We start from the raw sequence: 26,358 nt of genomic DNA, 5'->3' as shown, positions 1-26,358 counted from the left end.
TAATTGGCACTGACATTCATCGACACACTATTGAGTTCTCAAAGAACACACGCACACACCATCGCCCAGATTTAATCTGATTGATCGGTGAGGCACTTGTTCAAGCTTAGCTCAGCGTTGAACCCAAACCAAATCGGGGTCTCTGTCGAGCCGGGTGGCCAGGCGCTCCTCGTCCTACCTCGTTTCCCAGGCCTTCGCTCAGCGTCTCCGCTGTGCTTCTCGGCTCCGGGTCGGTGTCCGTGTCGCTCTGACTTGGAGAACATTACGTGACGCTTTGGCGAATATGCAAATCGCCTGATTACCGGGGGTTTTGCGACATGAATGGCCAATGCGGCCGAGCCCCCGGCCGCGGGATGCATCGCAATCACCGCTACAACTCCACAGCGACGACGGTGAGACTCGGATTGATGCCGACACGGCCGGCCCAATTCGGTTAGCCGGCGGCGAGGTACGTGCTCTGCCGCTAGCCGCCCGAGCACGAACCGCACCCAACGAACCCACCTGTGCGTGTCCAGGGTCCGTCGGTCAAGGCGAGGAAGTCTCCGCCATCTCTCGATGTGTGATCGGTTGAGCTGATGCGCTCGTCCAGGACGAAGCTCGTGGAGGGGTCGATCTCGATAAGGGGGCTCGCGCCCCTTAGCCGCGCGCCCAAATACTTGCGGCGTGCAGCCTCGCCACCGTCGGAATAGACGGATGGCGCACGCAGCTTCGGCATAGCCGAGTCGGGCCGCGACCGCTCGGTGGCCATGCCGGTGTAGGTGAGCGGCGACTCCGGCATCATCTGCCCCCACCTCATCGACCAGCGCACGGAACGACGTCCCCCAGACCCGGCTCGCTACCACTGCGCACGAGCAGATAGCGCAATTCCCGCAAGCTCTGTACGCGCGGAAAGCTGGGCATAGGGGTCGATCACCGCTTCAGGAAGCAACGACGTTTCCTCGAGGCAAGTCGCGGCGGTCATGCCACGCTCGACAGCCGATCACATGAGCACACGCACGCTCGAGATGCTGCGGAGCAGATCCCTCGAACACGGGAAGTGCATCGTCATGGAGAACGAACTGCCAGGTTTCCGGTGCGGCGTCGCGGCGGCCGCCATGGCCAGCACTCGCTCCTCCTCCCGAGCCAACAGCGCCGCGAACAACTCGTCGCGGTCACCGAACTCGGCAGAGCGCGCGGGCCGGGTGACGCCTGCCGCGCGCGACGGCATGCATGCTCGCGCTCGCGTACCCCGCATGCACGATGAGTCCCCGTGTCGCGTCGAGGATGCCCTCGCGTCGGGTTGTCATCAGCTCACCCCGTGTAATTGGTTGTCGTTGCCTCGCGATCGTGGCCGTGGACCGTCGCGCCGATGTGCGCGGCATATTTGCCCGGTTCCGGCCTTCCTACATCGAGAGGTCGACGAACCGGGTTCGGATGCGATTCACGGTGGACCGAAATGTATTCGTCGGGGATGCAACGACTTTGGAGATCCGGATGCTCACCGTGGTCGGTGGCCACTATGTCGCCATGATTCCCGCCGGGACGACGCCCCTGGGCGACAGGCCGATCCCATAAGACCGGGTCACGTTGCCCTACAGCCCGGTTCGGACGCTTCAGGATACCGCGGAGCCGGTGGCCGAGGTGAACGGCAGCACACTGCGCGAGAATCTGGCCGCAGTGCATACCGCCCTCGATCGGAGTCCCGACGGGCTGCGACGGATGGGCGCCGCCATGCAGTCGTTCGTGACAATCCTCGATAAACAGAACGCCAAGGTGTCGCGGTCGAGCGTGGGCCGCCTCAGGTCCGGACCGAATCCCGCGCCGAGCAACCGCAGGTCGTCGCGGCACGCCGCGACCGTGCCGGCCGTGCCGACCGTGACAGGACGGCTGCCGACAACCGCCACGCCGAACAAATCGCCACCGACTACGCCGTCGGTGCCGCCACCGCCGATTACGCCGAGTTCGCCTCCTGGATTCGACGGCTCAACCAGAACACCGCACCCGCTCTTGCCAACAAGTTCGATGCGACCGCACCGAAGCTGCAAGAGCTGCTCATCCCCTTGAAGTGGGCATCGACCGGCACCCCCATTCACCGCCGGAGTCCTGTCGGAACGCGACGGCGGCTACCGGGTGGCAGTCTTCGTCGACGTCAGCGCCACGAACGCACAGAACCCGGCTGGGGCACAGACCACGGTCACTACAACAGCACCGTCGACCGCGGGTCCGATTGGAAGATCACCGATGTCGGTGGCCTTGACGGCGCGCTCTGTCAAGTAGTCCGACGGCTGTCCAGCACAGTGCGGGTCCCTCCCGCGCGACTGCTGCCCTGCCGAAAGAATCCTCCACACCGGCACAGACTCAGACAGTCACAAGGATCAACCGACTGATGCATCAGTCCGGCAACAGCATGCGCCCAGATGGAGCGCTTGACAGGCAAGTGGTGACTTGCCTATTCTGGCGAGCGTGAGCACTGTTGCCGAGCCTGGCGACATCTTCAAAGCGCTGGCCGACCCGACCCGCCGTGCGATCCTCGACGAGCTGGCCGACCGCGACAGCCAGACGCTGTTCGAGATCTGCAGCAGGCTCACCATGAAGCACCGACTCGCTTCATCCCGGCAGGCCGTGTCACAGCACCTCGACGTACTGGAAGCCGCCGGGCTGATCAGTACCCGCCGGGACGGCCGGTACAAGTTCCACCACCTGAATCGTGAGCCCCTGCGGCACCTCACGGACCGCTGGCTCGAGGAGGAATGATGATCCGAATCAACGTGACCAGCGTCTTAGTCGACGATCAAGCCAAGGCCCTTGACTTCTACACCGACGTGCTCGGCTTCACGAAGAAGACCGACATCCCGCTCGGCGAGGCCCGCTGGCTGACCGTGGTGTCGCCGCAGGATCCAGAGGGCGTGGAGCTACTGCTCGAGCCCGACGGCCACCCCGCGGCGGGTCCGTTCAAGAAGGCTCTCGTCGAGGACGGCATCCCGTTCACCTCGTTTGCCGTCGACGACGTGCGCGCCGAATACGACCGACTGCGCGCTCTCGGCGTCCGATTCACCCAGGAGCCACTGGACCACGGACCCGTGATCGTCGCGGTTCTCGACGACACTTGCGGCAATCTGATCCAGATCGCACAGCAGACGAACTGAGAGCAACACTCCCCCACATTGCGGGATATAGCCCGCTGGCGCCGACGTCGAGCAGCGGTGGCAATCATCAATCCCATGCGTCTCGGACAATCTGGGTTGGAGGGGACACCTCCTGAAGGGAGATTGATGTCCGCCATGCAGTAAGCGCCTGCGCGCGCGTTCAACGGAATGGTGACCCAGGGCTGGGACAGGGCCGCGCGTCTGTACGACACGCCAATCCTGCGGCGGCTCGCCTACCGTGCGCCGCAGGACGAGATCATTACCCAGCTGGCCCAGCGAATTGTCGATGTCGGTTGCGGCACCGGCATTTTGGTCGCGCGGATCGCCACGGATCCAGCGCCGGCGGCAGTCTATGGCTGTGATGCCTCGGCAGGAATGTTGAAGCAAACTATGTCTCGCTCGGCCCGAGTCGAATGGCGCCACCGCCGAGCCGAAGACCTAGGGTTGCCCGACGCCGCCGTCGATGCAGTTGTGTCCACACACGCCTTCCACTTCTTCGACCACCACGCCGCTAGCCGAGTTCCATCGAATTCTGGTACCAGGCGGCCTCCTTGCGATCGTGCTGACACCCCACCAGCCGATTCGCCCGAGCATTGCAGCCCGCACCGATACAGGGCCTCGCCTACTTTCCACCACCCAGCGAGATGCGCGCGGTGATAGAAGCAGCCGGGTGCACCGTCACCGAGCAGCGGCCGGTGCACCGATATCTGATGCCGCCCGCGCTCGTTCCTGATGTGTTGACGGTTGCCCGCCGCGCCTGAACCGGCTCGGCGCCGCTGTATCCGTCGGCCCTACGCCACCACCGAGCCACCCGACCGCCCATACTTGGCGTCCACCAGTCATGTGCCACCGCCGCGCACGCCATCATCCACCCACGGCACGCCACCGCTGAGCCACCCGACCACTCATGCCGGCATCGACCGACCGCGCGCACCGGTTGCCGAGCAGCGGCGCTCGGCGTCCGATCCGCGCCATCGGACGCGTTGCTACGACGTGAACCGGGCCGCAGTGCCTATCGTCGAGGTGATGCCTGGTAGCGATTCCTTCCACACGGCAGGCCGATCCGACGACGGGACGAGCCGGGTCTGGTACGCGGCCTACGGATCGAACATGCACCTGCCTCGGTTACGCTGTTACCTCGCGGGTGGCACGCCTGAAGGTGGCGCCCTGGCCCTCCCTGGCTGCCGCAACCCTGCCGACCCGGCACGTTCCGTCCCGGTCATGCTGCGCGGCCAACTGTATTTCGCCACCGAATCACTGGTCTGGACCGGCGGCCGAGCTTTCTACGACCCCGACTGTCCCGGCACGATGGCCGTCCGCGCCCACCTGATCACCACCGCCCAGTTCTCCGATATCGCCGCGCAGGAGATGTACCGCGCGCCAGGCGCCGACCTGGACCTGACCGAAGCAATCACCACTGGTCGTAGCACACTCGGTCCTGGCCGCTACGAAACATTGGTCTGCGCAGGCACTCACGATGGCTACCCCCTCCTCACGCTCACTGCCCCTTGGCATTTCGCCGACCTCCCCGGTAATCCACCTGCGGCCGCCTACCTACGTCACCTTGCCGCCGGTCTCGCCCATTCGCATGGATGGACCACCGAACAGATCGCCGTCTACCTGGTGGCATGCTCAGGCGTAGACATCGGCTGGACGGCCGACTCCATCGCTGCCTTACTCACCTCATGAACCTTCGAGACCGCACTCGGTACCCGCGTATCCGCCGCAATCGACAAAACTGCTCGACTCTCTTCGACTCGGCGGCGCGATCGGACCCACGATGCCGACCGTCGTGGTTTTCTGCCAGCCATCGCCTGCCCTCAATCCCTCGACCGAGCCGGACGCTCGGTACGCCCGCCTGCCCAGGCGTCGCTCCAGCAGCGATCCCATCTGGCTTTCGATGGGCGCAGTCCTCAGTGCTCGTCGAGCGGCATGTGACCGAAGAGCCTCTCACTGTTTGCCACAGCCATGTCACTCGTCGAAGCGTTCACTTCGGAGTGGCGCCGGGGCGAGCGGAGGCCGGATGACGTATTGCGAGAACGATTTTCGCCCCTACCGAACGTCTGTCCCCGTCGTCCAAGGTTCAGCCGTGCCAGATGTCACCATGCCAGCCAACTCGCACGGCCGGAGCAGACGGCAGCGCACAATGCGGTCGGTTGGCGTGGTGAGCTCATACCGATTGGTGGAAGTCGTTCGCCCAGCAGACATCTCACGAACGGAGTGCACGAGCCAAATGCGGCCAGGAATCGTGCAGGTCTGTTTCGAACTGCCCCCAGGTGTGCGAACCCTCCTGGCGGTTGACATGCACCGCGGGCAGACCAAGCTCCGCGAGCCTGCCGGCGAAAGCCGACGTGCACGAGCTCGCGATCGCCTCGATCGGCGGGAACGGCAGTCCGCCTTCGTCGATCGCGCCGGGAATGCCGGTAGCGGCGGACAGGTAGATAGTCTTTCCGGCGAGAACGCCGGCGTGGGCGAACGCGTCGTGCGCACGCCAGACCGTCTGGCCCAGCGCGCCCCACATGTTGACCGGATTGCCGCCACCCCGCCCCACTTGCGCGGTGATCATCGCCACCCCGAGCGGATCCGCAGCCCAAGGACACCCGCTGTAAGCAGCCAGAGCGCTGTACACCGTGGGTGCTTGGATCGCGAGGTCGACCGCGGAGGCCGCGCTCATCGATACTCCCGCAATCGCGTTCCGTCCAGTGCTGCCAAGTTTCCTGTCGAGAACCGCGGGCAGTTCCTGCGTCAGGTAGGTCTGCCACCGGTTGCGGCCGACCGCCGGGTCGTCGGTGAGCCAATCGGTATACATGCTGTAGGCACCCCCGACCGGCATCACCACATTGACATGCTTGTCGGCAAAGAACTCGCGGACATCCGTATCGTCCCACCACGAGATCCCGTCCACACCGCCCCCGAGACCAGTCAGCAAATACAGGGTGGGTGCCGAGCCGCCCGCGGCACGAATCACCCTGTTGCTCACTACACGATCCATCGAAGGCGAGTAGACGTCCATCCTGGATACAGAGCCTTCCAGCGGAATATCGTCGACCACATACGCTTCGGCCGGGGCCGCGGAGGCGGGGGAAGCGTACAGGCCCAGCGCAGACACAGCGGTGACCAGCGCGCTGACGAGCAACACCAAATACCTTGAAGCCCTCATGTTTCCGTTGTACCCGACGATTGCATTGCACAACCCCGCTACGCCCTGAACAGCCAGTGATCAAGCGTCAGCAGCGAGCACGCCGGCGGGGTTCGGTGGTTCGCGACAGCGAGCACCCCTCCGCGCAATGGCCGCACCATGGCTGCCAAGCGGGTCACGTTCGTGCGCAATGCTTTCGAGAGACGGCGGTCGATCGCCGCCGACCGGACCGGCTCCGGCGCCCTCGACCATCGGCGGCAAAACCCTGCGTGTAGCGGGTTCGCCGACGTAGCATCGCAGACCGATCCGTTCAGCATGACGATGCGAGGGAGAGAACGGTGATCGAAGCGGTAGTAGCAATGGTTGCGGCCAATTCGGCGACGGCAATCGTGGAGGCGATCCGTCGTAGTCGCAGTACTGGGGAGTCCGCGGATGTGACGCTGCCGAGTGGGGAGCGGGTTGTTCTCACACCACAGGAAATTCGACAGCTCACCGATGAACTCGGCGCCTCTGCCGCGCCCGCGGCGGACACGACACTGTCGACTGTCGCGGGTGGGCTTGCCCTCACCGACACCGACGAGTTCTTCCGACAAGCGCGACGCAGAATCGACCTTGTTTTCAAGATTCGATTGGCGATAGCCCTGCTGATCGCGACGGTGCTGATCGGGACGATCGTAGGCGCGATTGCCGGTCTCGCGCTGGGGAATACGGTTCTCGCGGGCGGGTTGGGCGCTACTGCGCTGGTAGATCTGATCGGTGCGGGCGTCTACAAACCGCTGGAAAAGATTCGCCAAGCGCTGGTAGACGCCCAACGACTGGACATGATCCATCTTTCGGCCAAACAACAACTGTCGACCATCACCGACGATGGGGTGAACACCATCGAGAAGTATCAGGAGGTGTGGGCCAATATTCTCGAGCAGATCAAGGTCCTCGACGACAAATAGGTTCGCGGGCGTCTCGGCCGGCCGATCGGGATCCGGGTGCCGCCGTGCGAGCACTCTCGAACCCCGACCGGATCCACCACAGACGGACTGCAGTCCGCGGCTGACAGCTGCCACCGCCTGGAGTTCGAAACCGCTTGTCGTCAGGACAATTTCAGCGACCGTCCGATGATTTCCTTCATGATCTCGGTGGTCCCGCCGTAGATCGTCTGGACGCGAGCGTCCATGTACGCCTTGGCGATCGGGTATTCCTTCATGTAGCCGTATCCGCCGTGCAGCTGGAGGCAACGGTCGATCAGGTCGACCTGTTCCTCGGTACTCCACCACTTCGCCATAGCGGCGTCCTCGACAGAGAGCTTGCCTGCGTTGAGGTCCTCGATGAAGCGGTCGACGAGGACGCGGACAGCGGTGGTTTTGGTGGCCAGTTCGGCCAGCACGAAGCGGGTGTTCTGGAGGGCGCCGATGGGCTTGCCGAAGGCTTTGCGGTCGCGGACGTACTGGATCGTCATGTCCAGGCAGGCTTCCATTGCGGCGGCGGCCATGACGGCGATGGAGAGGCGCTCCTGGGGCAGGTTTTGCATGAGGTGGATGAAACCCATGCCTTCGGTGCCGAGCAGGTTCTTGCCCGGAACGCGAACGTCGGCGAAGCTCAGTTCCGCGGTGTCTTGAGCTTTGAGGCCGAGCTTGTCGAGGTTGGCGCCGCGCTCGAAGCCTGGCATACCGCGTTCGACAACGAGGAGACTGAAGCCCATGGCGCCCTTGTCGGGGTCGGTTTGGGCGACGACGATGACAATGTCGGAGTTGATGCCGTTGGTGATGAAGGTCTTGGCGCCGTTGAGGATCCAGTCGTCACCGTCACGGACCGCACGGGTTTTGATGCCTTGGAGGTCGGAGCCGGTGCCGGGTTCGGTCATGGCGATGGCGGTGATGATTTCGCCGGAACAGAAGCCGGGGAGCCAGCGCTGTTTCTGCTCGTCGTTGGCGAGCTCGTAGAGGTAGGGGGCGATGACGTCGTTGTGGAGGGCGAAGCCGAGCCCGGAGTACTGGCCGCGGACGGATTCCTCGGCGACGATCGCGTTGTAACGGAAGTCCTGGACGCCGCCGCCACCGTACTCCTCGGGCATGGCCATGCCGAGGAATCCCTGCTTACCTGCCTCGAGCCAGACGTCGCGGTCGACGATGCCCTGCTCTTCCCACTTCGCATGATTCGGCGCGACGTGCTGATCGAGAAACTTGCGGAACGACTCCCGGAACAGTTCATGTTCGGGTTCGAACAATGTGCGCTCCACACCAACCTCCTAGTGACCACAGCGGCCGGTCCACACCGACCCGTCGTTGCTACACACGGTACCCGGAAAGAGAATGCCAGTTCACTTCGCGTCCAAAATTTATCGCCTCACCTGGTCTAGCTGCGGTGAATTCAGCAGCAGATCGAGATTCCTGACAAACGCCACGGCTCGGGAGCAGGTGTTCGACACGTCATCGAACGGACGCGACCGGGCTCCGGTCAGGGAGACGGCGAGCATGCGTCGCCGGAGATCCTGGTAGCCACCGGCTCAAGCAGGCAGGCCCAGCCCCTTGGCGAGGACCGGCCAGGAGGCGACCAGCGCCTGCTGCCAATAACCCCACGAGTGCGTGCCGGTGGGCTGGAAGTCGTAGGTGGCGGGGATGCCGAGCTGGTTGAGGCGATTCTGCATATTGTGGGAGCAGTAATTGGCGGCCGCTTCGAGGCCGGCGCCGAGGGTCACCTGGTTCGCGAGGCCGCCGACGCCGGGTAGGGCGTGGGGTCCGTTCAGGGTGTCCCACTCGCCGGGGAGGCCAGAGCCGTTGGAGATGAACAGGTTTGTGCCGCGCAGCTGGTCGGCGTGGACGTAGGGGTCGTTGGCCGCCCACATCGGATCACCTTGCGGCCCATACATGTTCATGGAGTCGCCGCCACCTGCCGCGACAACGGTATTGACGAAGTTCCAGCCGATCGGGTCGCTGATCTGAGCGCAACCACTGTAGGCGGCGGCCGACTTGTAAAGACCGGGCTTGGCGATGGGAAGTTGCAGCACGGGGGTACCCGCCATCGAAATGCCCGCGATGGCGTTGGTGCCGTTCGCCCCGAGGGCGGCGTCGATCAGGGGCGGCAATTCCTCGGTGAAGAAGGTCTGCCATTCGTTCACGCCGAGCGCCGGGTCGGGGGCGCGCCAGTCGGCGTAATAGCTCCACGCACCGCCGACCGGCTGGATGACGTTCACATCCTTGTTGGCGAAGAACTGTGATGCGGAGGACTTCAAGTCCCAGGTGGCCTCGTCCTCGCCACCACCCGCCCCCGAAAGCAGGTACAGCGTGGGACGCGCGATCGAGGCGTCGGCCGGGCGCTGCACTTTGACCTCGATGTTCTTGTCCATGGCGGCAGAGAACACCTGGAGGACGAGGTTGCGGTCGTCTGTGATGGTGAAGCTGTCGATGCGAGAGCCGTCCGACGAACGGGGCGAGGCGAGCAGTGAACCGGAGGCGATGACCGGATCCGACGGTGTGGTCACCGCGGCGGCGAGGCCACCTGACGCTGCCGGCACCCCCAGGAACATCACTACCGCACTCGCCGCTGCCGCCGTTCGTCTTCGTGTCCAACGCATGGGACCACCGTAGCTGCGACTAGCTGAGAATTTGCTGACAGTGCAGGTGGGGCCCTGCCGTCAACGATTCAACAAGCCACGCAGCCGACCGACGAGGGTTCGGCCGGAGTCGCGCTCTCGCTCGGCGAAGAGGAATTTCAGCTCCTCCTCCAGCTCTTTGCGCACGACATCGCGCAATTCCACTGCGGCAGCATGCTTGTCGACCGCGTCGCGCCACGGCGCAGGATCGATCGGGGCACCCGCCGAGAAGTAGAAGCGCTCCGGTCGAGGCAACACGGTGGGCCCGATGCCACGAATAAGCGGCGGAGTCAGATCTTTACTGAGACCAAGAGCCTCGACCGCCCAGCGCAGCGGGCGCAGCACGGGATGATCGCCGTCGAAGACGATGTCGTAGGCGTCATCGACGCCGATCATCGCCACCGGCACGATCGGCGCGCCCGCCTCTATCGCCATGTGCGCGAATCCGGATCTGCCCTCCCATTTCAGGACATACTTCTCGTTCTTGCGGCGCACCGCCTCGCGACCACCACCCGGGAAGACGATGACGGCCTCACCGCGCGCCAGCAGCGCCAGGCAGTTGCGCCGATTACCACGAACAGCACCGAAGTGGTGCAGCAATTCGCGCACACCGGGGACCGACATGAGGACGTTCTCGGCGAGGCCGCGAATGAGCCTGCCGCGACGGCGCAGAATTTCCGGCAGCAGCAGCGGTGCGTCGATGCCACCCATCAGGTTGTGGTTGCCGACCAGCAGCACCGGGCCGCCGGCAGGGATGTTCTCCAGGCCGTAGTAGCGAGGGCTCGTCCAAAGGCGCAGGGGCGCGAGCAGGGTGTCGAGCACCCGAAGATCGTTGTCGGTCAGTGAAACCGAAAGCGGCGCACCGTCACTGAGCACGCCAGTGTGCGACGAGTCACCGGATGGCCGATTGCCGGAAACGGCCGAGCCGGAGTTGTCGTGCGACATGGAACCCTCCTGATGTCGATTCGACGACAATATCGTAACGAAATCGACTGCACCGCATCGGTTGTGTACCCGGAATGCACAAAACCCGCCGACCGATGGTCGGCGGGCTGCGCACGCTCGCACAACAGAACGGTGAGTGTTACGTCACACCTCGGTTCCGCCTTGCGACGATCAATCCTGAGACAGGGCGTTCGTCTCCGAATGTCCATCGGTCTCGGCATATCCGTTGGTTTCGGGAACGCCGTAGACCTCCGTGGCGGACCCAGCGTGGGCGTACTCCGACAAGGCCGCGGCCAGTGCATGCGGCACTCGTGCCCGCACCCGGGTGCCGCCCTCTTCATGGGTGGACGCGGTGATCCGACCGTCCGCGTGAATGCGGGCGAGTAGATCGCCACGGGTGTAGGGCAGCAGCACGCTGACCTCGACATCGAGTCCGCCGAGGACCTCGGCCAGCCGCTCGCGCAGCGCTGCGATGCCCGCGCCGGTGTGGGCGGACACATAGGCCGCGTCGGGCAGCACCCCACGCAACCGGGTCAGCTCCACCGGGTCGGCCGCGTCGATCTTGTTGACCACCAGCAGCTCCGGCGGCGCGGCCGAGCCGGACTCCTTGATCACGTCGGTGATCACCTCGCGGACCGCCTTGATCTGTTCGGCGGGCAGCGAGTCGGAGCCGTCGACAACGTGCAGCAGCAGGTCGGCGCCGGTCACCTCTTCGAGGGTGGAGCGGAATGCCTCGACCAGCTGGGTCGGCAGGTGGCGCACGAAACCGACGGTGTCGGTGAAGACGACCTCGCGGCCGTCATCCAGGTCGGCGCGCCGGGTGGTCGGATCGAGCGTGGCGAACAGCGCGTCCTGGACGAGCAGGCCGGCACCGGTCAGTGCGTTCATGAGGCTGGATTTGCCCGCATTCGTGTAGCCGACAATCGCGACCGACGGGATGCCACTGGAATTTCGGCGCGCCCGCTTGGTGTCACGCGCGGTCTTCATCTCACGGATCTCGCGGCGCAGCTTGGCCATTCGCTCGCGAATACGGCGACGGTCGGTTTCGATCTTGGTCTCACCTGGACCGCGCAGACCCACACCGCCGTTGCTGCCCGCCCGGCCACCGGCCTGCCTGGACATGGACTCACCCCAGCCGCGCAGGCGCGGCAGCATGTATTCCATCTGGGCCAGGGCGACCTGCGCCTTACCCTCACTGGAGGTCGCGTGCTGCGCGAAGATGTCCAGGATGAGCGCGGTCCGGTCGATCACCTTGACTTTGACGACCTTCTCCAGCGCGGTCAGCTGCGCGGGAGTGAGCTCACCATCGCAGATCACCGTATCCGCGCCGGTCTCCAGGACGACAGCGCGCAGTTCGTCGGCCTTGCCGGAACCGATGTAGGTGGCCGGGTCCGGCTTGTCCCGGCGCTGAATCAGGCCTTCGAGTACCTCGGAACCCGCGGTCTCGGCGAGCGCCGCCAGTTCGGCCATACTCGCTTCGGCCTGCACGGTGCTGCCCGAAGTCCAGACGCCGACCAGCACGACTCGCTCCAGGCGCAGCTGCCGGTACTCGACCTCGGTGATGTCGGTGAGCTCAGTGGACAGACCCGCAACACGACGCAGCGAGCTGCGGTCCTGCAGCTGCATCTCACCGACTGTCGGGTCCGCGGACTTGGCTTCCCGGGTCCAGCCCGAACGCGCCATGCGCGCCTTGTGCTCGGCTACTACGTCACCGTTGTCGTCGACTTCGTCGAAGTTCGCCTCATCGGCGGCCGTGGTGAAGTCGTCATCGTCGGCTGCCGGCGTGAATTCATACGTCTCTTGTTTCGTCATACAAGGTCCATGGTCCCACGATCCACCGACATGGCGCATCCGAGTATTGCGCCGCCGCGCCGGGCCGGAATTTCAGAGCGCCTGCCACCAGCCTGCGGCGATGCGGCCGGAGGCGACGAGCACCGACGGGCCGCGCAGCTGAGCGAAACCGCCGCGGAGGGTAACGGTGACCTCGCCGCCCGGGATCCGGACCCGGACTTCGCCGCTATCGGTGGCGATCCTGAATCCGGAGTGCGCCAGTGCCGCGGCGGCAGCGGCGACCGTTCCTGTTCCGCAGGAACGGGTTTCACCGACACCACGCTCGTAGACCCGCATGTCGACGGAGTTGTCGGCATCCAGCGCGGTGACAATCTCGACGTTGACGCCGTGCGGGAACAGGTCCGGGTCGTAGCCGGGTGCGGCGGTCAGATCGAGCTTGGCCAGTGCGTCGACCGACAGACCGGGGTCGACGCAGGCCAGATGCGGGTTGCCGACATCGATCCCGATTCCGGCGAAGGCCCAACCCGTGATGGCGGCCGTCGAAGGACCCCGTTCACGGACCGCACCCATATCGACGGTGACATCGCCGTTGACCGGGTCGGCGGCGTGCACGGTGACCGGGCGCGCCCCGGCTCGGCTGCCGACCACGAACTGCGTACGCGATTCCAGGCCGCTGGTGGCCAGGTAGTGCGCGAAAACCCGGACGCCGTTGCCGCACATTTCCGCGATCGAGCCGTCGGCATTGCGGTAGTCCATGAACCAGTCCGTGGCGTCGATGCCGTCAGGGATCCGGTCGAGCACGCCGCGCTCGCGCAGTGCGCCTGCGCGTGCCACGCGCAGCACCCCGTCCGCGCCAAGGCCACGCTGCCGGTCGCACAACGCGGCGATCCGCTCCGGGGTCAGCTCCAGCCGAACCTCCGGGTCGGGCAGCACCACGAAATCGTTCTGGGTGCCGTGCCCTTTCGAAAATTCGATGTCCGCCACGTTCTCATTCTCCCTGTTCGGTGTGTTCGGCGACTGATCGCGCGTGCGTCATCTGACAAACGTCCTGCGCTGGCGGGAAATTTCGTACAGCGTGGCCGCTGCCGCCGACGGTGCCCCGAGCGAGCTGGCGGTGCCGCCCATCGGGATATAGACCATGTCGTCGCAGGCATCCTGCCACGCCGCACTCATGCCGCTGGTCTCGTTGCCGATCACCAGAATGGTCGCTTCGGTGAAGTCGTGGTCGAAGACCGCGCTCGCGCCGTCTTCGTCTGTACCGACGATGCGGGTAGGGATGCCGCGTTGCACCTGCCGGTCCCGGAATTCGAGCACCTGCGCGGCGCCGGCGGCCCGATAGACCGGCACGGCGAACAGCGAGCCGGTGGAGGCGCGGACGGCCTGCGGGTCGTATTGGTCGGCGCCGTGGCCGGTAACGATCACACCGCTCGCGCCGAAGGCGTCCGCCGAGCGGATCAGGGTGCCGAGGTTGCCCGGCGAGTTGGGGCGGTCGAAAACAACCACCACAGGCGGTGCGGTGTCACCGGGCTCACCGGGTTCGAAGGTATCCAGCCCGGGCTGCCGCGATACCGCAACGGCCACCAATTCCGGTATGCCGGTTGCCTTTTCGCCGAGTTCGGCCATCAGCTCCGGCACCAAGCCGACCTGCGGCACACCGCTGGTGTCGAGGAGTTCACGCGCCCAGCTCGACAGCTCGGGCGCGCCGAGCCGGTAGAGCACTGTCTCGAGTGGCCAGTCGTTGGCGATCGCCTGGGTGATCGGGCGCACGCCTTGCACGAGAAATCGGCTGTCACGGTGGCGTTTGGTGCGATTGTTCAGGTATGCCTGCCAGACCTGAACCGAGGCATTGCGGGTACTCACACGTCTTGTCACTGCGGAGTCCGTTCTGTGTTGTCGAGAGGGTGCGAGGGCAGCAGCGACAGCGTGGTGGCGAGGAGCTCGGGGTCGGCGCCGTTCACCCAGCGCACCCTGGGATCTCGCCGAAACCATGAGCGCTGACGCCGGACATAACGCCGAGTGCCGATCAGGGTGCGTTCCTGCGCGTAATTCAGGTCGTATTCGTTGTCCAGGTAGGACAGGACTTGTGCGTAGCCGATCGCCCGGCGGGCGGTCACGCCGTCGCGCAGGCCGACATCGATGAGGCCGCGTACCTCCTCGACCAGTCCGGACTCGAACATCAGCGCGGTGCGCCGCTCGATACGCGCATCCAGTTCGGCGGTATCGCGATCCACGCCGATGATCACGGTGCCCCAGCGCGGTTCGCCGATGGCGGGCGCCGAGGCCGCGAACGGGCGGCCGGTGAGTTCGACGACCTCGAGTGCGCGCACCATCCGCCTGCCGTCGGTGGGCAGGATGGTCGCCGCGGCGGCGGGGTCGGCCGCCCGCAGCGCCTCGTGCACCGCGACCAAGCCTTGTTCGGCGAGCAAGGTCTCCCAGCGCGCCCTGACCTCGGGATCAGTGGCGGGAAACTCCCAATCATCCAGCAGTGCTTGGACATACATCATCGAACCGCCGACGATGATCGGCGTGTGCCCGTGCGCGATGATCGCAGTGACATCCGCGATTGCGGCGGCCTGATAGGCGGCCACGGTGGCGGTCTCGGTCACGTCGAGTACATCGAGCTGGTGGTGCGGGATGCCGCGACGCTCACCGGGCGCGAGTTTGGCGGTGCCCACGTCCATGCCGCGGTAGAGCTGCATCGCATCGATATTGACGATTTCGCCGCCGAGTCGCTCGGCGAGGTCGAGGCCGAGATCCGATTTGCCGGTGGCAGTGGGGCCGACGACGGCGATCGGGGTGATAGTCACCGCGCATCACCCTGGTCCCGTACCGGGCGCCACACACTCACCTGGTATCCGACGCCGAAAGGCGCGTCCTGGTAGAGCGTCTCGACCTCCGGATCGCTCGGATCGGCGGCGAACAGCCCGGCCAGTACCTGGTAGGCGGGCCGCCCCGACATCGCCAGCTCGGTGCACAACGCCGGATCCAGGGCGAGTAGCCCGGCCCGATCACCCGCGGCCAATGCGCGATCGAGATCGTCCTGGACGGCGGCGGCGCGGGTATCCAGATAGCCGGGTGCGGCCGTGGACAGTGTTGCCGCGCCGTCGGCGATCACCAACACGCCCAGCGGTTCGGGTGCGTTGTCGAGCACCGTTCGTAGCTCGGCGCCGATTTCGGCGCAGCGGGCCGACGAGGTATCCGCGGCGACTATGCGGGCCGATGCCTCCGCAGTCGGCGCGACCTGTCCACGCAACCATCCAGCGATCAGGGCTGGCAGCGGAAGTTGTGGGTCGGGCATATCTCCAGCGGACCTTGTCGAGAGGGCTGGATTCGATAGTGCAACCCGGGTGTCGACCCCGAATCCGCGGAAGGTGCCGAGGGTGTCGGGTGCGAGCTGCGCGTCGGCAGCGCCTGCTCCGATCACCAGCCAGCGCTGTGCGACCGTCAAAGCACCTGCGGCCTCCAGAGCCGCCGCACGCAGCTCGGCGGGCACACCGACGGGATCCGCCCCGGTCACGCGCGCGACACCGCCACAGAGCTCGGGCACGAGGATCGGCGGCGACGGGACCAGGGCCGCAATGGAGAACACGACGTAACCGTAGTCGTTCGCAATACCGGCGCCATGCACCGCGGGTACCGGCCTCCGGCCGACCCCGCGGCCGGTCGGGTTCGAGTGTCTCTGCCGCAAACTCGGCCGAGATTGATAGTGTTCGAGGTGCTACAACCCAGGTCATCACGGGTTGCATTCCCTGGGAATCACCCGCGTGAGGACGTCGATCGATAGTGTGCAGGGCTCGAACCGGGTTCAATGGGATGAGCTAGGGCGTAACCAGGCAGCCGTGACGCGCGGCAGGGACGAGGAGCAATGACGGACAGCAACGGAACCGCGAAGGCCACCCCCGGCACGACACCGCGCCCCTCGGACGTCCCGAAGCCCGGCGCCCCCAAGCCGGGCGCCGCACAGGCTCATCCCAAGCCGCATGCCATCAAGGCGCCGCCCGGCGAACACCCGCACCCCGTGGTCGTCCCGACCTCCAGCGACCCCAGCGTCTGGGGCCGCGTCGACGAGGACGGCACCGCCTGGGTGAAGACCGCCGACGGCGATCGCATCGTCGGCTCCTGGCAGGCCGGTGACGCGGCCGAAGGCCTTGCGCACTTCGGTCGCCGCTTCGACGACCTTGCGACCGAAGTGGCATTGCTGGAGGCGCGACTGGCCGCGGGCGCGGATGCTCGCAAGACCAAGGCGGCCGCAATCACTATTGCCGAGTCACTGCCCACCGCAGCGGTCATCGGCGATATCGATAGCCTGTCCCGCCGGCTCGCCGCGATCGCCGAGCACTCCGAAGAGGCGGCGGCACACGCCAAGGAGGAGAAGGAAAAGGCCAGGCACGAGCACACCGAGCGCAAGGAAGCGCTGTGCGCCGAGGCCGAGAAGATCGCTACCGAGTCCACCCAGTGGAAGGCCGCGGGCGATCGGCTGCGCGAGATCCTCGACGAGTGGAAGTCCATCCGCGGGGTGGATCGTAAGGTCGACGACGCGCTGTGGAAGCGCTACTCCAAGGCCCGCGAGGCGTTCAACCGCCGCCGCGGTGCGCACTTCGCGGAGCTCGATCGAGAACGCTCGGCCGCGAAGACGCGCAAAGAAGAACTGTGTGTGCGCGCCGAGGAACTCTCGGGCTCTACCGACTGGGTGGGCACCGCGGGTGTGTTCCGTGACCTGCTAGCCGAATGGAAAGCCGCGGGCCGCGCGCCGCGCGAGGCCGACGAGGCGTTGTGGCGACGGTTCAAGAGCGCCCAGGATGTGTTCTTCGCCGCCCGGAATGCCGCCGTCAACGAACGCGACGCCGAGTTCGAGCACAATGCCACCGCCAAGGAAGAGCTGCTGCGCGCCTACGAGCACATCGATCCGGCCACCGGCCTCGATGCCGCACGCAACGCGCTGCGCGAACTCCAGGACAAGTGGGATGCGCTCGGCAAGGTGCCGCGGGAGCGGATCCAGGAATTGGAAGGCAAACTGCGCGCGATCGAGAAGCGGGTCCGCGACGCTGTCGACGCACAGTGGCGCCGCACCGATCCGGAGGCGATGGCCAGGGCGGCCCAGTTCCGTGAGCGGGTAGCGCAATACGAGGAGCAGGCGGCCAAGGCGACCGCGGCGGGCAACAAGCGTGACGCCGAGAAAGCCATGGAACAGGCCAAACAGTGGCGTGAATGGGCCGAGGCGGCAGAGGGCGCCGTCAGCAACCTCTGACACGGGGAAGGCTGTCGGTCGAACCGATGGGATGAACGGCCATCCGGCGGGTCGGGTGGGTTACTCCCCCATCAAGCGCCGGCGGTCGCGCTCTTCCGCGGCGGCCGCGGCGATGCGGCGCTGCTCTTCCGCGGCCAATTGCAGTGCGGTGCGGCTCCATACAACGCGCACCCAGTGGAAGGTCAGCACAATGACGGCGAGTGCGCCGAGGATCAGTCCGATGCCGGGGCCCGCGCCGTAGTAGTTGGCGCCGCCGGGGCCGCCGACGCCGGGGGTCTGGCGGTGCCAGATGGCGAAAACGCCGAAGGCACCGGCAATGGCGGACCCGGCGACCGCGATCCAGGCCAGTGCCCAGCGGCGGGTCATCAAGGCGAGCAATGAGAAACCGATGCCGAAGATGACGACGAACCAGACGAAGATCCGGGACGGCAGGCCGATGTGTTCGAAGCTCGCAGTGCTGGTGCCGAGCAGGACATCGAAGCCGCGTGCGGTGCCCGCGTGCGGCAGTACCAGCGACACCAGCAGCACGAACACCGCGCCCGCGACAACCATGGCGCGAATGCCCGGATCGATCTCACCGGCGACGCGACGCTCGACAGCGTCGAGGTCGTCGCGGAATTGTTCGAAGTCTTTGCTGCTCTCGACCGAATTCACTGAGCCCTCGTTTCGTTCGGCGTCATCATGGTCGGCACTGCCCGGGTCAACTGTGCCATCGGTGTGTCCGAGACCGGAAGCCGACCCACTACGTGAGGTAGTATTCGCCGCCGAATCCGAGGCGGCAGGGTCCGATTCACCGTCGGCCGGAACGGGATTCGCACCGTCCACGCCGCGGCCCGACGCGGGATCCACACCCTCGGGTCCCGGCGTCGCGTCGCTGCTCTCGTCCGGCCTGCCACTCATGCCGCCGCCTCGCGGTACACGCTCATGTGCCACAGCCGGTCGAGCAGCCCGCGGCGGCCGGTTCCGGAGCCGGGGCGCCGACGCGAGGCAGACCGAGGCCGACTCCGATCGGTTCGGTCTTCGGCATGACGCCACGCTCATGCGCATCCCCCGCACGAGTGCGGCGATGGGTACGCACCGTTCCGTCGGCGATCAGATAGTGGGGAGCCGCGCCGGTGATGTCGACGGTGACGATGTCGCCGGGCCGAATCGCCTCTACGCTGCCCGATTCCGTGACGGGCGGCCGGAAGTGCACCAGCCTGCCGTCACGGGCTCGGCCGCTCATGCGTGCGGTAGCCGCGTTCTTCTTGCCCGCGCCCTCGGCGACCAGCAGCTCCACTTCGGTGCCGATCAGCTCGCGGTTCGCATCCAGGCAGACTTCCTCCTGTAGTGCGATGAGCCGTTCGTAGCGCTCCTGGACCACCTCTTTGGGCAGTTGATCGGGCATGTCGGCGGCGGGCGTACCGGGTCGCTTGGAGTATTGGAAGGTGTAGGCGCTGGTGAAGCGGGCCTGGCGCACCACGTCCAGGGTCTCCTGGAAATCTTCCTCGGTTTCGCCCGGGAAGCCGACGATGATGTCGGTGGTGATCGCCGCGTGTGGCATTGCCGCACGGACCTTTTCGATAATGCCGAGGTAGCGCGCCTTGCGGTAGGAGCGACGCATCGCCTTGAGCACTCGGTCCGAACCGGATTGCAGCGGCATATGCAGCTGCGGGCAAACATTGGGCGTCTCCGCCATCGCCTCGATCACGTCGTCAGTGAACTCGGCAGGATGCGGGGAGGTGAAACGTACGCGCTCGAGACCTTCGATCCGGCCGGCCGCGCGCAACAGCTTGGCGAATGCGCCACGATCACGTTGTTCGTCTGGATCGGCGAAGGAAGCCCCGTACGAGTTCACATTCTGCCCGAGCAGCGTCACCTCGAGCACGCCCTGATCGACCAGCGCCTGCACCTCGGCCAGCACGTCGCCGGGGCGACGGTCGACTTCTTTGCCACGCAGCGATGGCACGATGCAGAAGGTGCAGGTGTTGTTGCAGCCCACCGAGATCGACACCCAGCCCGCGTACGCGGACTCCCGCTTGGCGGGCAGCGTGGAGGGGAACGCCTCGAGCGATTCCAGGATTTCCACCTGCGCCTCGTGGTTGTGCCTGGCCCGCTCCAGCAGCACCGGCAACGAGCCGATGTTGTGGGTGCCGAAGACCACATCAACCCAGGGCGCTTTGCGCACGACCGTGTCGCGATCCTTCTGCGCGAGGCAGCCACCTACCGCGATCTGCATACCGGGCCGTTCGGCTTTGATCGGAGCCAGGTGGCCGAGGGTGCCGTAGAGCTTGTTGTCGGCGTTCTCACGAACCGCGCACGTATTGAAAACCACCAGGTCGGCCGTCGCTCCGGGCGCGGCCTGCACGTATCCCGCGTCCTCCAGCAGACCGGACAAACGCTCGGAATCGTGCACGTTCATCTGGCAGCCGAAGGTACGCACCTCGTAACTGCGAACCGCTCCCTCTACCTGGCCCATCGAATTCACCTATCCAGGGTAAGGCCGACGGTATCCGCGCCGTTGCGCGCCTCGGGGTGTAGTGGGCCGGCGGCATCGGTCCCGGCTGTGCCGTTGGCCGTGGTGCGGAAGCGCGCGCGGTACGCCGAGGGGGTGATGCCGAGGCGACGACCGAACGCGCGCCGCAGCGATTCGTCGCTGCCGAAGCCGGTGCGCAGGGCCGTGTCAGTGACTGTTGCGCCCGCGGCGAGCAGGGCTTGTGCGGCCTCGACACGGACGGACTCGACGTATGCGGCGGGGGTTGTGCCGAGTTGGTCATGGAACTGGCGGGTCAGGTGGCGGATGCTCAGGCCCGCGCGTGCGGCGAGGGCTGGTGCGGAATGGTCGGCAGCGGCGTCGGCGGCGATGGCGTCGACGACCCCGCGCAGCGGGTCGTGGCGGACCGGCGGCGTGCGCAGCGCGGCAGAGAATTGCGACTGTCCGCCGGGGCGTTGCATGAAGACCACCAGGTCACGGGCGACCTCGCGGGCAAGGGCCGCGCCGGTGTCCTCCTCCACCATCGCCAGGGCGAGGTCGATGCCCGCGGTCACGCCCGCGGAGGTGAGCACGTGTCCATCTCGAACGTGTATGGCATCCGGCTCGACGCGGACGGCGCGATAGCGGTGCGCCAGTGTGGCGGCATGTCGCCAATGGGTGGTCGCACGGCGGCCGTCCAGTATGCCCGATTCGGCCAGGGCGAACGCGCCCGTGCATACCGAGGCCACCCGGCGCACTCGGGGAGCGAGTACGGCGAGATCTGTCAGCAGAGTCGCGGGAATTCGGTTGCGCGGCAGATCCGCGGAACCCGGGACCACCACGGTGTCGATCGGGGTGCGCTCGACCCGGCCGTCGACAGCGAGTCGACCCGTCGCGGTGGTCACGTCCGCGCCGTCCGCAGAGCACACCGACCAGCGATACCGCGCCCCGAGGTCACGCGCGGTCGCGAACACTTCCAGTGGTCCGGTGATGTCGAGTTGCCGCACGCCGTTGTAGGCGAGGAACACTATGTGACGAACCGTGCGAGACATACCACAAGCCTATTCGTGTACTGATGGCCGAATTCGAGGGATACCTGTCCACACGGACATGGCCCCGGCCTTCGGTCGCAACAAGACTCGATGACGAGAACCACCGACACGAGGAGTCGCCATGACCCGCATCGCCGATATCGTCATCCCCGACAGCCGTCTGGCCGCCGCCGCCACCGAACTGGTTCGCGACGCCACCGACGACCTGCTGTTCGACCATTCCCGCCGCGTCTACTTGTTCGGCGCCTGGCAGGGCGCCCGGCGCGGCCTCGACTTCGATCCGGAGCTGCTCTACATCGGCGCGATGTTCCACGACCTCGGGTTGACCGACGAGTACCGCACCGCCGATCGCAGATTCGAGATCGACGGTGCCGAGCAGGCCGCGGCGTTCCTGCGCACCCACGGCATTCCGGAGGAGTCGGTGCGGCTGGTGTGGGATGCCATCGCGCTGCACACCACACCGGAGATCCCGTACTGGATGCGGCCGGAGATCGCATTGGTCACCGCGGGTGTCGAACTCGATGTCCTCGGGGTCGGCTACCGCGATCTGCCCGCCGACCTTCGTGAGGCGATAGTTGCCGTGCACCCACGTCCGGACTTCAAGAAGCGCATTCTCGCCGCGTTCACACACGGCATCGAGGATCGGCCGCAGACCACCTTCGGCAATGTCAAAGCCGACGTGCTCGCCCGATTCGTACCCGGCTTCGAGCGGACCGATTTCGTCGCGGTGATCGAGGGCTCCGACTGGCCCGAGTAAAGCCGACCGGAAGGTTACAGGCACGTGTCGATTCGGCGTGGCGGGGCGGTGTGTCGCGGAAACTCGGGCAAATTTACATTTTCCGCTTAAGGTCTTGATGCATGACCGACGCCGCCGCCGCGCCCGACACGACCGGGGCCGACACGACCGGGGATAAGAGCGCCGCCACCAGTGCGCCGATGATCTCGATGCGCAATGTGGATAAACACTTCGGTGAGCTGCATGTGCTGCGGGATATCAATCTCGAAGTTCCCAAGGGACAGGTCGTCATTGTTCTCGGCCCTTCGGGGTCCGGGAAATCGACGCTGTGCCGCACCATCAACCGGCTGGAGCCGATCGACTCCGGCGATATCGCCATCGACGGTGTGCCGTTGCCTGCCGAGGGCCGCGCGCTCGCCGCATTGCGCGCCGATGTCGGGATGGTGTTCCAATCCTTCAACCTGTTCGCGCACAAAACCATCGTCGATAACGTGATGCTCGCGCCGCTCAAGGTCCGCAAGATCGCCAAGAGCGACGCCCGCACCCGGGCGATGGAGCTGCTCGAACGTGTAGGCATCGCCAACCAGGCCGACAAGTACCCGGCGCAGTTGTCGGGTGGCCAGCAGCAACGCGTCGCCATCGCGCGCGCGCTGGCCATGAGCCCTAAGGTGATGCTGTTCGATGAGCCGACCTCCGCACTGGACCCGGAAATGGTCCAGGAGGTGCTCGATGTGATGGTGTCGTTGGCCAAAGAAGGGATGACCATGCTGGTGGTCACCCACGAAATGGGTTTTGCCCGTCGTGCCGGGAACAGGGTGCTGTTCATGGCAGACGGACAGGTGGTCGAGGATGCCGAGCCGGAGGCATTCTTCACCGCGCCGAAATCTGAGCGTGCGAAGGATTTCCTCGGGAAAATATTGAGTCACTGACCATCTGACAATCACGGCCATCGAAAACCATATGAGGGAAGGAACTCGATGAGGATCAACCGTGCGCTTCGAATCGGTGTCGGGGCGATCGCCTTGGCGCTGACCGCCGCGACCGCAGCCGCTTGTGGCGGAGGCGACAGCAAGACCGCTCTGGACAACGCCAAGGACGGCAAACTCACCATCGGTATCAAGTTCGACCAGCCCGGCCTCGGCCTGCGCAACAAGGACGGCTCCTACAGCGGGTTCGATATCGAAGTCGCCAAATACGTCGCAGGCAAGCTCGGAGTGAAGCCGGAAAGCATCACCTTCAAGGAAGCCCCGTCCGGCCAGCGCGAGACGTTGATCGAGAACGGACAGGTCGATTACATCGTCGCCACCTACTCGATCAACGACAAGCGCAAGGAGAAGGTCGACTTCGCCGGGCCGTACTACATTGCGGGCCAGTCCCTGCTGGTGAAGGCCGACAACAGCAGCATCAACGGGCCCGATGATCTGAAGGGGAAGAAGGTCTGCTCGGTGAAGGGCTCGACCCCCGCCCAGAACATCGAGAAGAACTACCCCGACACTCAGCTGCAGACCAACGACACCTACTCGCTGTGCCTCGAGGGCCTCTCGGCAGGTTCGTATGACGCGGTGACCACCGACGACATCATTCTGGCCGGTTATGCCGCGCAGAGTGCTGGTTCCTACAAGGTCGTCGGTAAGCCGTTCACCACAGAGAACTACGGCATCGGCGTGAAGAAGGGCGACAAGGAACTCCGCGACAAGGTCAACGACGCAATCGAGGCGATGATTGCCGACGGCTCTTGGAAGAAGGCGTTCGACACGACGGTCGGTGCCTCGGGCTACCAGGCCCCGACGCCGCCGACGGTGAACCGGTACTGAGGTTGCCGATTGGGTGGTCCGGAAGGGCCACCCAGTCCCTCGACGTGCTGAGGGACGTTTCACCGCCGCTACAAGCCCTGCATATCGCGCGGCCAGGATGTCTCCGGCCTCGCGCACCGACCCCGATCGGAGGGACGCATCCGCCGTGTTCGACCTGATCTCGAGGTATGACGTCCTCGGAGCCTTCTGGGTGACCATCAAGCTGACCGCGTCGTCCGCGGTCCTCGCCCTGGTCTTCGGCACATTCGTCGCCGCCATGCGCGTATCGCCCGTGCCGGTCGCCCGGTTCCTCGGCAGCGCCTACGTCACCATCTTCCGCAACACACCGCTGACGCTGATCATCGTGTTCTGCTCGCTGGGCCTTTACTCCACCATGGGCTGGAAGCTGGCTCCGGAAGGCCCGAACTCACTGGCGCAGAACAACTTCCGGTATGCCGTACTGGGACTCAGTATCTACACCGCGGCCTTTGTCTGCGAGTCGTTGCGCTCGGGCATCAACACCGTGCCGATGGGCCAGTCGGAGGCGGGCCGTTCCCTGGGCTTCACCTTCACGCAGAATCTGCGCATCGTGGTGCTGCCACAGGCATTCCGCTCGGTCATCGCGCCGCTCGGCAGCGTCCTGATCGCACTCACCAAGAACTCCACGATCGCCTCGGCGATCGGCGTCGCCGAGGCCGCGACTCTGATGGCCAAGATGAACGAGAACGAGGCCGCGCTGATCACTATCGGCGCCATCTTCGCACTCGGCTTCGTGATCCTGACCCTGCCGACCGGCCTACTGTTCGGCTGGCTCGCCAAGCGATTCGAGGTGGCCCGATGAGTACCGGTGCTTCGGTTCTTTTCGACGCGCCGGGTCCCCGGACCCGCATCCGCAACCAGATCTATTCCGTCATCGCCGTTATCGCCACGCTCGCGATCGGCTGGGTGTTCTACCGCGGCTTCGCCGACAAGGGACAGTTCACCGCGGAGAAGTGGAAGCCGTTCATAGAGGCCGACGTCTGGACGACCTACCTGCTGCCCGGCCTGCGGGGCACCCTCGTCGCGGCGCTGCTCTCGATTGTGTTCGCGCTGGTGATCGGCATGATCTTCGGCATCCTGCGGCTGTCGGATCACCGTCTGGTGCGCTGGGTGGCAGGGGCGATCGTCGAGGTGGCCCGGTCTATTCCCGTGCTGATCCTGATGATCTTCCTGTTTTATATCTTCTCCGATTACAAGTTGTTCAAGGTCGATCAGCTTGCCCTGGCGGCCGTCGTGATCGCGCTGACCGTCTACAACGGCTCGGTTATCGCCGAGATCGTGCGCGCGGGGATCAAGTCGCTACCGAAAGGGCAGACCGAGGCCGCAGTGGCGCTGGGCCTACGCAAGGGGCAGCTGATGCGGTTGATCCTGCTGCCACAAGCGATCACCGCGATGCTTCCGGCATTGATCTCGCAGATGGTTGTCGCGCTGAAGGACTCGGCGCTCGGCTACCAGATCACCTACCTGGAGATCGTGCGCCAGGGCTCGCAGCTCGGTGCGGCCGAACGGAATACGGTGCCCGCACTGATCGTTGTCGCGATCGTCATGATTCTGCTGAACAGCACGCTGACATTCGTGGCGAACAAGCTGGAGCAGCGATTGCGCTCGCGCAAGCGGGCCAAGGGCGCAGCGGTCCTGCCTGCCGACTCGGTCCTCACCGACGCCACACCCGGCATGGATATCACCAACAAGCCGTAAGTCTCGATTCGACGGTGCTCGACGACTGCCTGACCCGAACCGGGGCCGTCGAGCCGAAGTTGCGGCGCTCGCTGCGGTAACCGGCTCGGGCGCACCTTTGTTGGAAAATCACCTACCGGCCATACGAGCGACATCCAACATCGAAAGTCCAGATGAGTTCCGCGACAATAGAAATCATCGCCCGCGCAGTCATCCGCGACGGCGACCGGCTGCTCGTGGCCCGCGCACGGGGCAAGAAATGGGCGTTCCTACCCGGTGGCCATGTCGAGCGCGGCGAGTCTGTCGAGTCAGCCCTGGTCCGTGAACTGTCGGAAGAACTCGGAACGGCAAGCAGGATCCTCGGCCTCGTCGGTGTCGTCGAGCACGGATATGTCGACGACGAATCGATCACCCGTCATGAGGTGAATCTGGTGTTCGCCGCTGAGGTGGAAGGTGTCCCCGTCAGCCAGGAAGATCACCTCGAATTCTCCTGGTTGCCGATAAACCAGCTGTCGACGACCGACCTGCGACCGAGCGCGTTGAAGGGCGTCATCGCCGGCGGCGCGCAGTCGTTCTGGCACGGTTGGCACGGCTGATTACGGCCATGGCCCGATCCGAAGCGAGGTCACCGGACACAACCGGTAAACCACCGAACCCAGTGGCGGCATTGCGGCCTCGCACCGGCATGTGTCGATCAGCACCGTGACCGTTATTGTGCCGCCGTGAATCCCGTCGAGCGGCCGCGCGACATCCCCGGACCGAGGACCGACTTCAC

The 26,358-nt window shown here is 65.5% G+C and carries 25 protein-coding genes; 12 read left to right on the top strand and 13 right to left on the bottom strand.

Translation table 11 applies throughout. From position 1 onward, the window contains the following. Positions 1-979 precede the first annotated feature (979 nt). Positions 980-1,234 (bottom strand): hypothetical protein, encoded by a 255-nt coding sequence (locus tag AB0M74_RS31050; protein ID WP_366529852.1) that lies wholly within the window; start codon positions 1,232-1,234, stop codon positions 980-982. Between the two features lie 1,208 nt (positions 1,235-2,442). Here AB0M74_RS31050 and AB0M74_RS31045 point away from each other — a divergent pair. From AB0M74_RS31045 to AB0M74_RS31030, 4 genes are all read left to right on the top strand, one after another. Then, positions 2,443-2,733 (top strand): metalloregulator ArsR/SmtB family transcription factor, encoded by a 291-nt coding sequence (locus AB0M74_RS31045; RefSeq protein ID WP_366529851.1) that lies wholly within the window; start codon positions 2,443-2,445, stop codon positions 2,731-2,733. 2 nt (positions 2,734-2,735) lie between these two features. Beyond that, the gene (locus AB0M74_RS31040; RefSeq protein WP_366529859.1) at positions 2,736-3,125 is read left to right on the top strand and encodes a VOC family protein; all 390 of its coding nucleotides are present in this window, start codon (positions 2,736-2,738) and stop codon (positions 3,123-3,125) included. A 168-nt stretch (positions 3,126-3,293) separates the two neighbouring features. Beyond that, positions 3,294-3,782, top strand: a complete 489-nt coding sequence (locus tag AB0M74_RS31035; RefSeq protein ID WP_366529850.1) for a class I SAM-dependent methyltransferase — start codon at positions 3,294-3,296, stop codon at positions 3,780-3,782. A 369-nt stretch (positions 3,783-4,151) separates the two neighbouring features. Beyond that, positions 4,152-4,814: a histone deacetylase gene (locus tag AB0M74_RS31030; RefSeq protein ID WP_366529849.1), complete on the top strand. Its 663-nt coding sequence runs from the start codon at positions 4,152-4,154 to the stop codon at positions 4,812-4,814. Positions 4,815-5,334: 520 nt separating this feature from the next. Here the strand turns inward: AB0M74_RS31030 and AB0M74_RS31025 are convergent. Beyond that, positions 5,335-6,285, bottom strand: coding sequence for an alpha/beta hydrolase family protein (locus AB0M74_RS31025; RefSeq protein WP_366529848.1), 951 nt, complete (start codon positions 6,283-6,285; stop codon positions 5,335-5,337). A 317-nt stretch (positions 6,286-6,602) separates the two neighbouring features. On the opposite strand from AB0M74_RS31025, the gene AB0M74_RS31020 reads away from it, so the two are divergent. Then, entirely contained in the window at positions 6,603-7,211 is a 609-nt protein-coding gene (locus tag AB0M74_RS31020; RefSeq protein ID WP_366529847.1) for a hypothetical protein, read from the top strand. A 140-nt stretch (positions 7,212-7,351) separates the two neighbouring features. Here AB0M74_RS31020 and AB0M74_RS31015 read toward each other — a convergent pair whose 3' ends face one another. The 8 genes from AB0M74_RS31015 to AB0M74_RS30980 all read right to left on the bottom strand — a co-directional run bounded on the left by AB0M74_RS31015 (position 7,352) and on the right by AB0M74_RS30980 (position 16,175). Continuing rightward, positions 7,352-8,497 carry an acyl-CoA dehydrogenase family protein gene (locus tag AB0M74_RS31015; protein ID WP_366529846.1) on the bottom strand — a complete coding sequence of 382 codons (1,146 nt, stop codon included), beginning with the start codon at positions 8,495-8,497 and terminating at the stop codon, positions 7,352-7,354. A gap of 267 nt (positions 8,498-8,764) precedes the next feature. Next, entirely contained in the window at positions 8,765-9,832 is a 1,068-nt protein-coding gene (locus AB0M74_RS31010; RefSeq protein ID WP_366529845.1) for an alpha/beta hydrolase family protein, read from the bottom strand. A gap of 60 nt (positions 9,833-9,892) precedes the next feature. After that, the gene (locus AB0M74_RS31005; RefSeq protein WP_366529844.1) at positions 9,893-10,795 is read right to left on the bottom strand and encodes a lysophospholipid acyltransferase family protein; all 903 of its coding nucleotides are present in this window, start codon (positions 10,793-10,795) and stop codon (positions 9,893-9,895) included. Between the two features lie 171 nt (positions 10,796-10,966). Continuing rightward, entirely contained in the window at positions 10,967-12,478 is a 1,512-nt protein-coding gene (gene hflX / locus AB0M74_RS31000) for a GTPase HflX (protein ID WP_366529858.1), read from the bottom strand. Between the two features lie 201 nt (positions 12,479-12,679). Further along, positions 12,680-13,561 carry a diaminopimelate epimerase gene (dapF, locus tag AB0M74_RS30995; protein WP_366529857.1) on the bottom strand — a complete coding sequence of 294 codons (882 nt, stop codon included), beginning with the start codon at positions 13,559-13,561 and terminating at the stop codon, positions 12,680-12,682. A gap of 57 nt (positions 13,562-13,618) precedes the next feature. Then, on the bottom strand, positions 13,619-14,458 hold the full coding sequence (locus AB0M74_RS30990) for a TrmH family RNA methyltransferase (protein ID WP_366529843.1): 840 nt from the start codon (positions 14,456-14,458) through the stop codon (positions 13,619-13,621). Beyond that, positions 14,455-15,393 carry a tRNA (adenosine(37)-N6)-dimethylallyltransferase MiaA gene (gene miaA / locus AB0M74_RS30985; RefSeq protein WP_366529842.1) on the bottom strand — a complete coding sequence of 313 codons (939 nt, stop codon included), beginning with the start codon at positions 15,391-15,393 and terminating at the stop codon, positions 14,455-14,457. The genes AB0M74_RS30990 and miaA overlap by 4 nt, the downstream gene beginning before the upstream one ends. Further along, complete coding sequence (locus tag AB0M74_RS30980; protein ID WP_366529841.1) at positions 15,390-16,175, bottom strand: hypothetical protein; 786 nt, start codon at positions 16,173-16,175, stop codon at positions 15,390-15,392. Before AB0M74_RS30980 ends, miaA begins: the two co-directional genes overlap by 4 nt. A gap of 276 nt (positions 16,176-16,451) precedes the next feature. Here AB0M74_RS30980 and AB0M74_RS30975 point away from each other — a divergent pair, with 276 nt between their 5' ends. Beyond that, a complete protein-coding gene (locus tag AB0M74_RS30975; RefSeq protein ID WP_366529840.1) occupies positions 16,452-17,834 on the top strand; it encodes a DUF349 domain-containing protein in 1,383 nt (460 codons plus the stop codon). Between the two features lie 60 nt (positions 17,835-17,894). Here AB0M74_RS30975 and AB0M74_RS30970 read toward each other — a convergent pair whose 3' ends face one another. From AB0M74_RS30970 to AB0M74_RS30960, 3 genes are all read right to left on the bottom strand, one after another. Continuing rightward, positions 17,895-18,488, bottom strand: coding sequence for a hypothetical protein (locus AB0M74_RS30970; RefSeq protein ID WP_366529856.1), 594 nt, complete (start codon positions 18,486-18,488; stop codon positions 17,895-17,897). Between the two features lie 268 nt (positions 18,489-18,756). Continuing rightward, positions 18,757-20,292: a tRNA (N6-isopentenyl adenosine(37)-C2)-methylthiotransferase MiaB gene (gene miaB, locus AB0M74_RS30965; protein WP_366529839.1), complete on the bottom strand. Its 1,536-nt coding sequence runs from the start codon at positions 20,290-20,292 to the stop codon at positions 18,757-18,759. A 5-nt stretch (positions 20,293-20,297) separates the two neighbouring features. After that, positions 20,298-21,338, bottom strand: coding sequence for a helix-turn-helix domain-containing protein (locus AB0M74_RS30960; RefSeq protein WP_366529838.1), 1,041 nt, complete (start codon positions 21,336-21,338; stop codon positions 20,298-20,300). A 121-nt stretch (positions 21,339-21,459) separates the two neighbouring features. Between AB0M74_RS30960 and AB0M74_RS30955 the strand changes: the two genes are divergently transcribed. The 6 genes from AB0M74_RS30955 to AB0M74_RS30930 all read left to right on the top strand — a co-directional run bounded on the left by AB0M74_RS30955 (position 21,460) and on the right by AB0M74_RS30930 (position 26,179). Next, complete coding sequence (locus AB0M74_RS30955) at positions 21,460-22,095, top strand: HD domain-containing protein (RefSeq protein ID WP_366529837.1); 636 nt, start codon at positions 21,460-21,462, stop codon at positions 22,093-22,095. Positions 22,096-22,274: 179 nt separating this feature from the next. Beyond that, the gene (locus AB0M74_RS30950) at positions 22,275-23,003 is read left to right on the top strand and encodes an amino acid ABC transporter ATP-binding protein (RefSeq protein WP_366529855.1); all 729 of its coding nucleotides are present in this window, start codon (positions 22,275-22,277) and stop codon (positions 23,001-23,003) included. A gap of 48 nt (positions 23,004-23,051) precedes the next feature. Beyond that, positions 23,052-23,888: a glutamate ABC transporter substrate-binding protein gene (locus AB0M74_RS30945; protein WP_366529836.1), complete on the top strand. Its 837-nt coding sequence runs from the start codon at positions 23,052-23,054 to the stop codon at positions 23,886-23,888. A 145-nt stretch (positions 23,889-24,033) separates the two neighbouring features. Next, on the top strand, positions 24,034-24,708 hold the full coding sequence (locus AB0M74_RS30940) for an amino acid ABC transporter permease (RefSeq protein WP_366529835.1): 675 nt from the start codon (positions 24,034-24,036) through the stop codon (positions 24,706-24,708). After that, a complete protein-coding gene (locus AB0M74_RS30935; RefSeq protein WP_366529834.1) occupies positions 24,705-25,604 on the top strand; it encodes an amino acid ABC transporter permease in 900 nt (299 codons plus the stop codon). The genes AB0M74_RS30940 and AB0M74_RS30935 overlap by 4 nt, the downstream gene beginning before the upstream one ends. A 152-nt stretch (positions 25,605-25,756) precedes the next feature. Beyond that, positions 25,757-26,179: an NUDIX domain-containing protein gene (locus AB0M74_RS30930; RefSeq protein ID WP_366529833.1), complete on the top strand. Its 423-nt coding sequence runs from the start codon at positions 25,757-25,759 to the stop codon at positions 26,177-26,179. The last annotated feature ends 179 nt before the right edge of the window (positions 26,180-26,358 follow it).

It is taken from the genome of Nocardia sp. NPDC051463, assembly GCF_040681975.1.
GTDB lineage: Bacteria > Actinomycetota > Actinomycetes > Mycobacteriales > Mycobacteriaceae > Nocardia.
The sequence above is the reverse complement of the archived record's forward strand: the minus strand, read 5'-3'. Positions and strand labels throughout refer to the sequence as shown.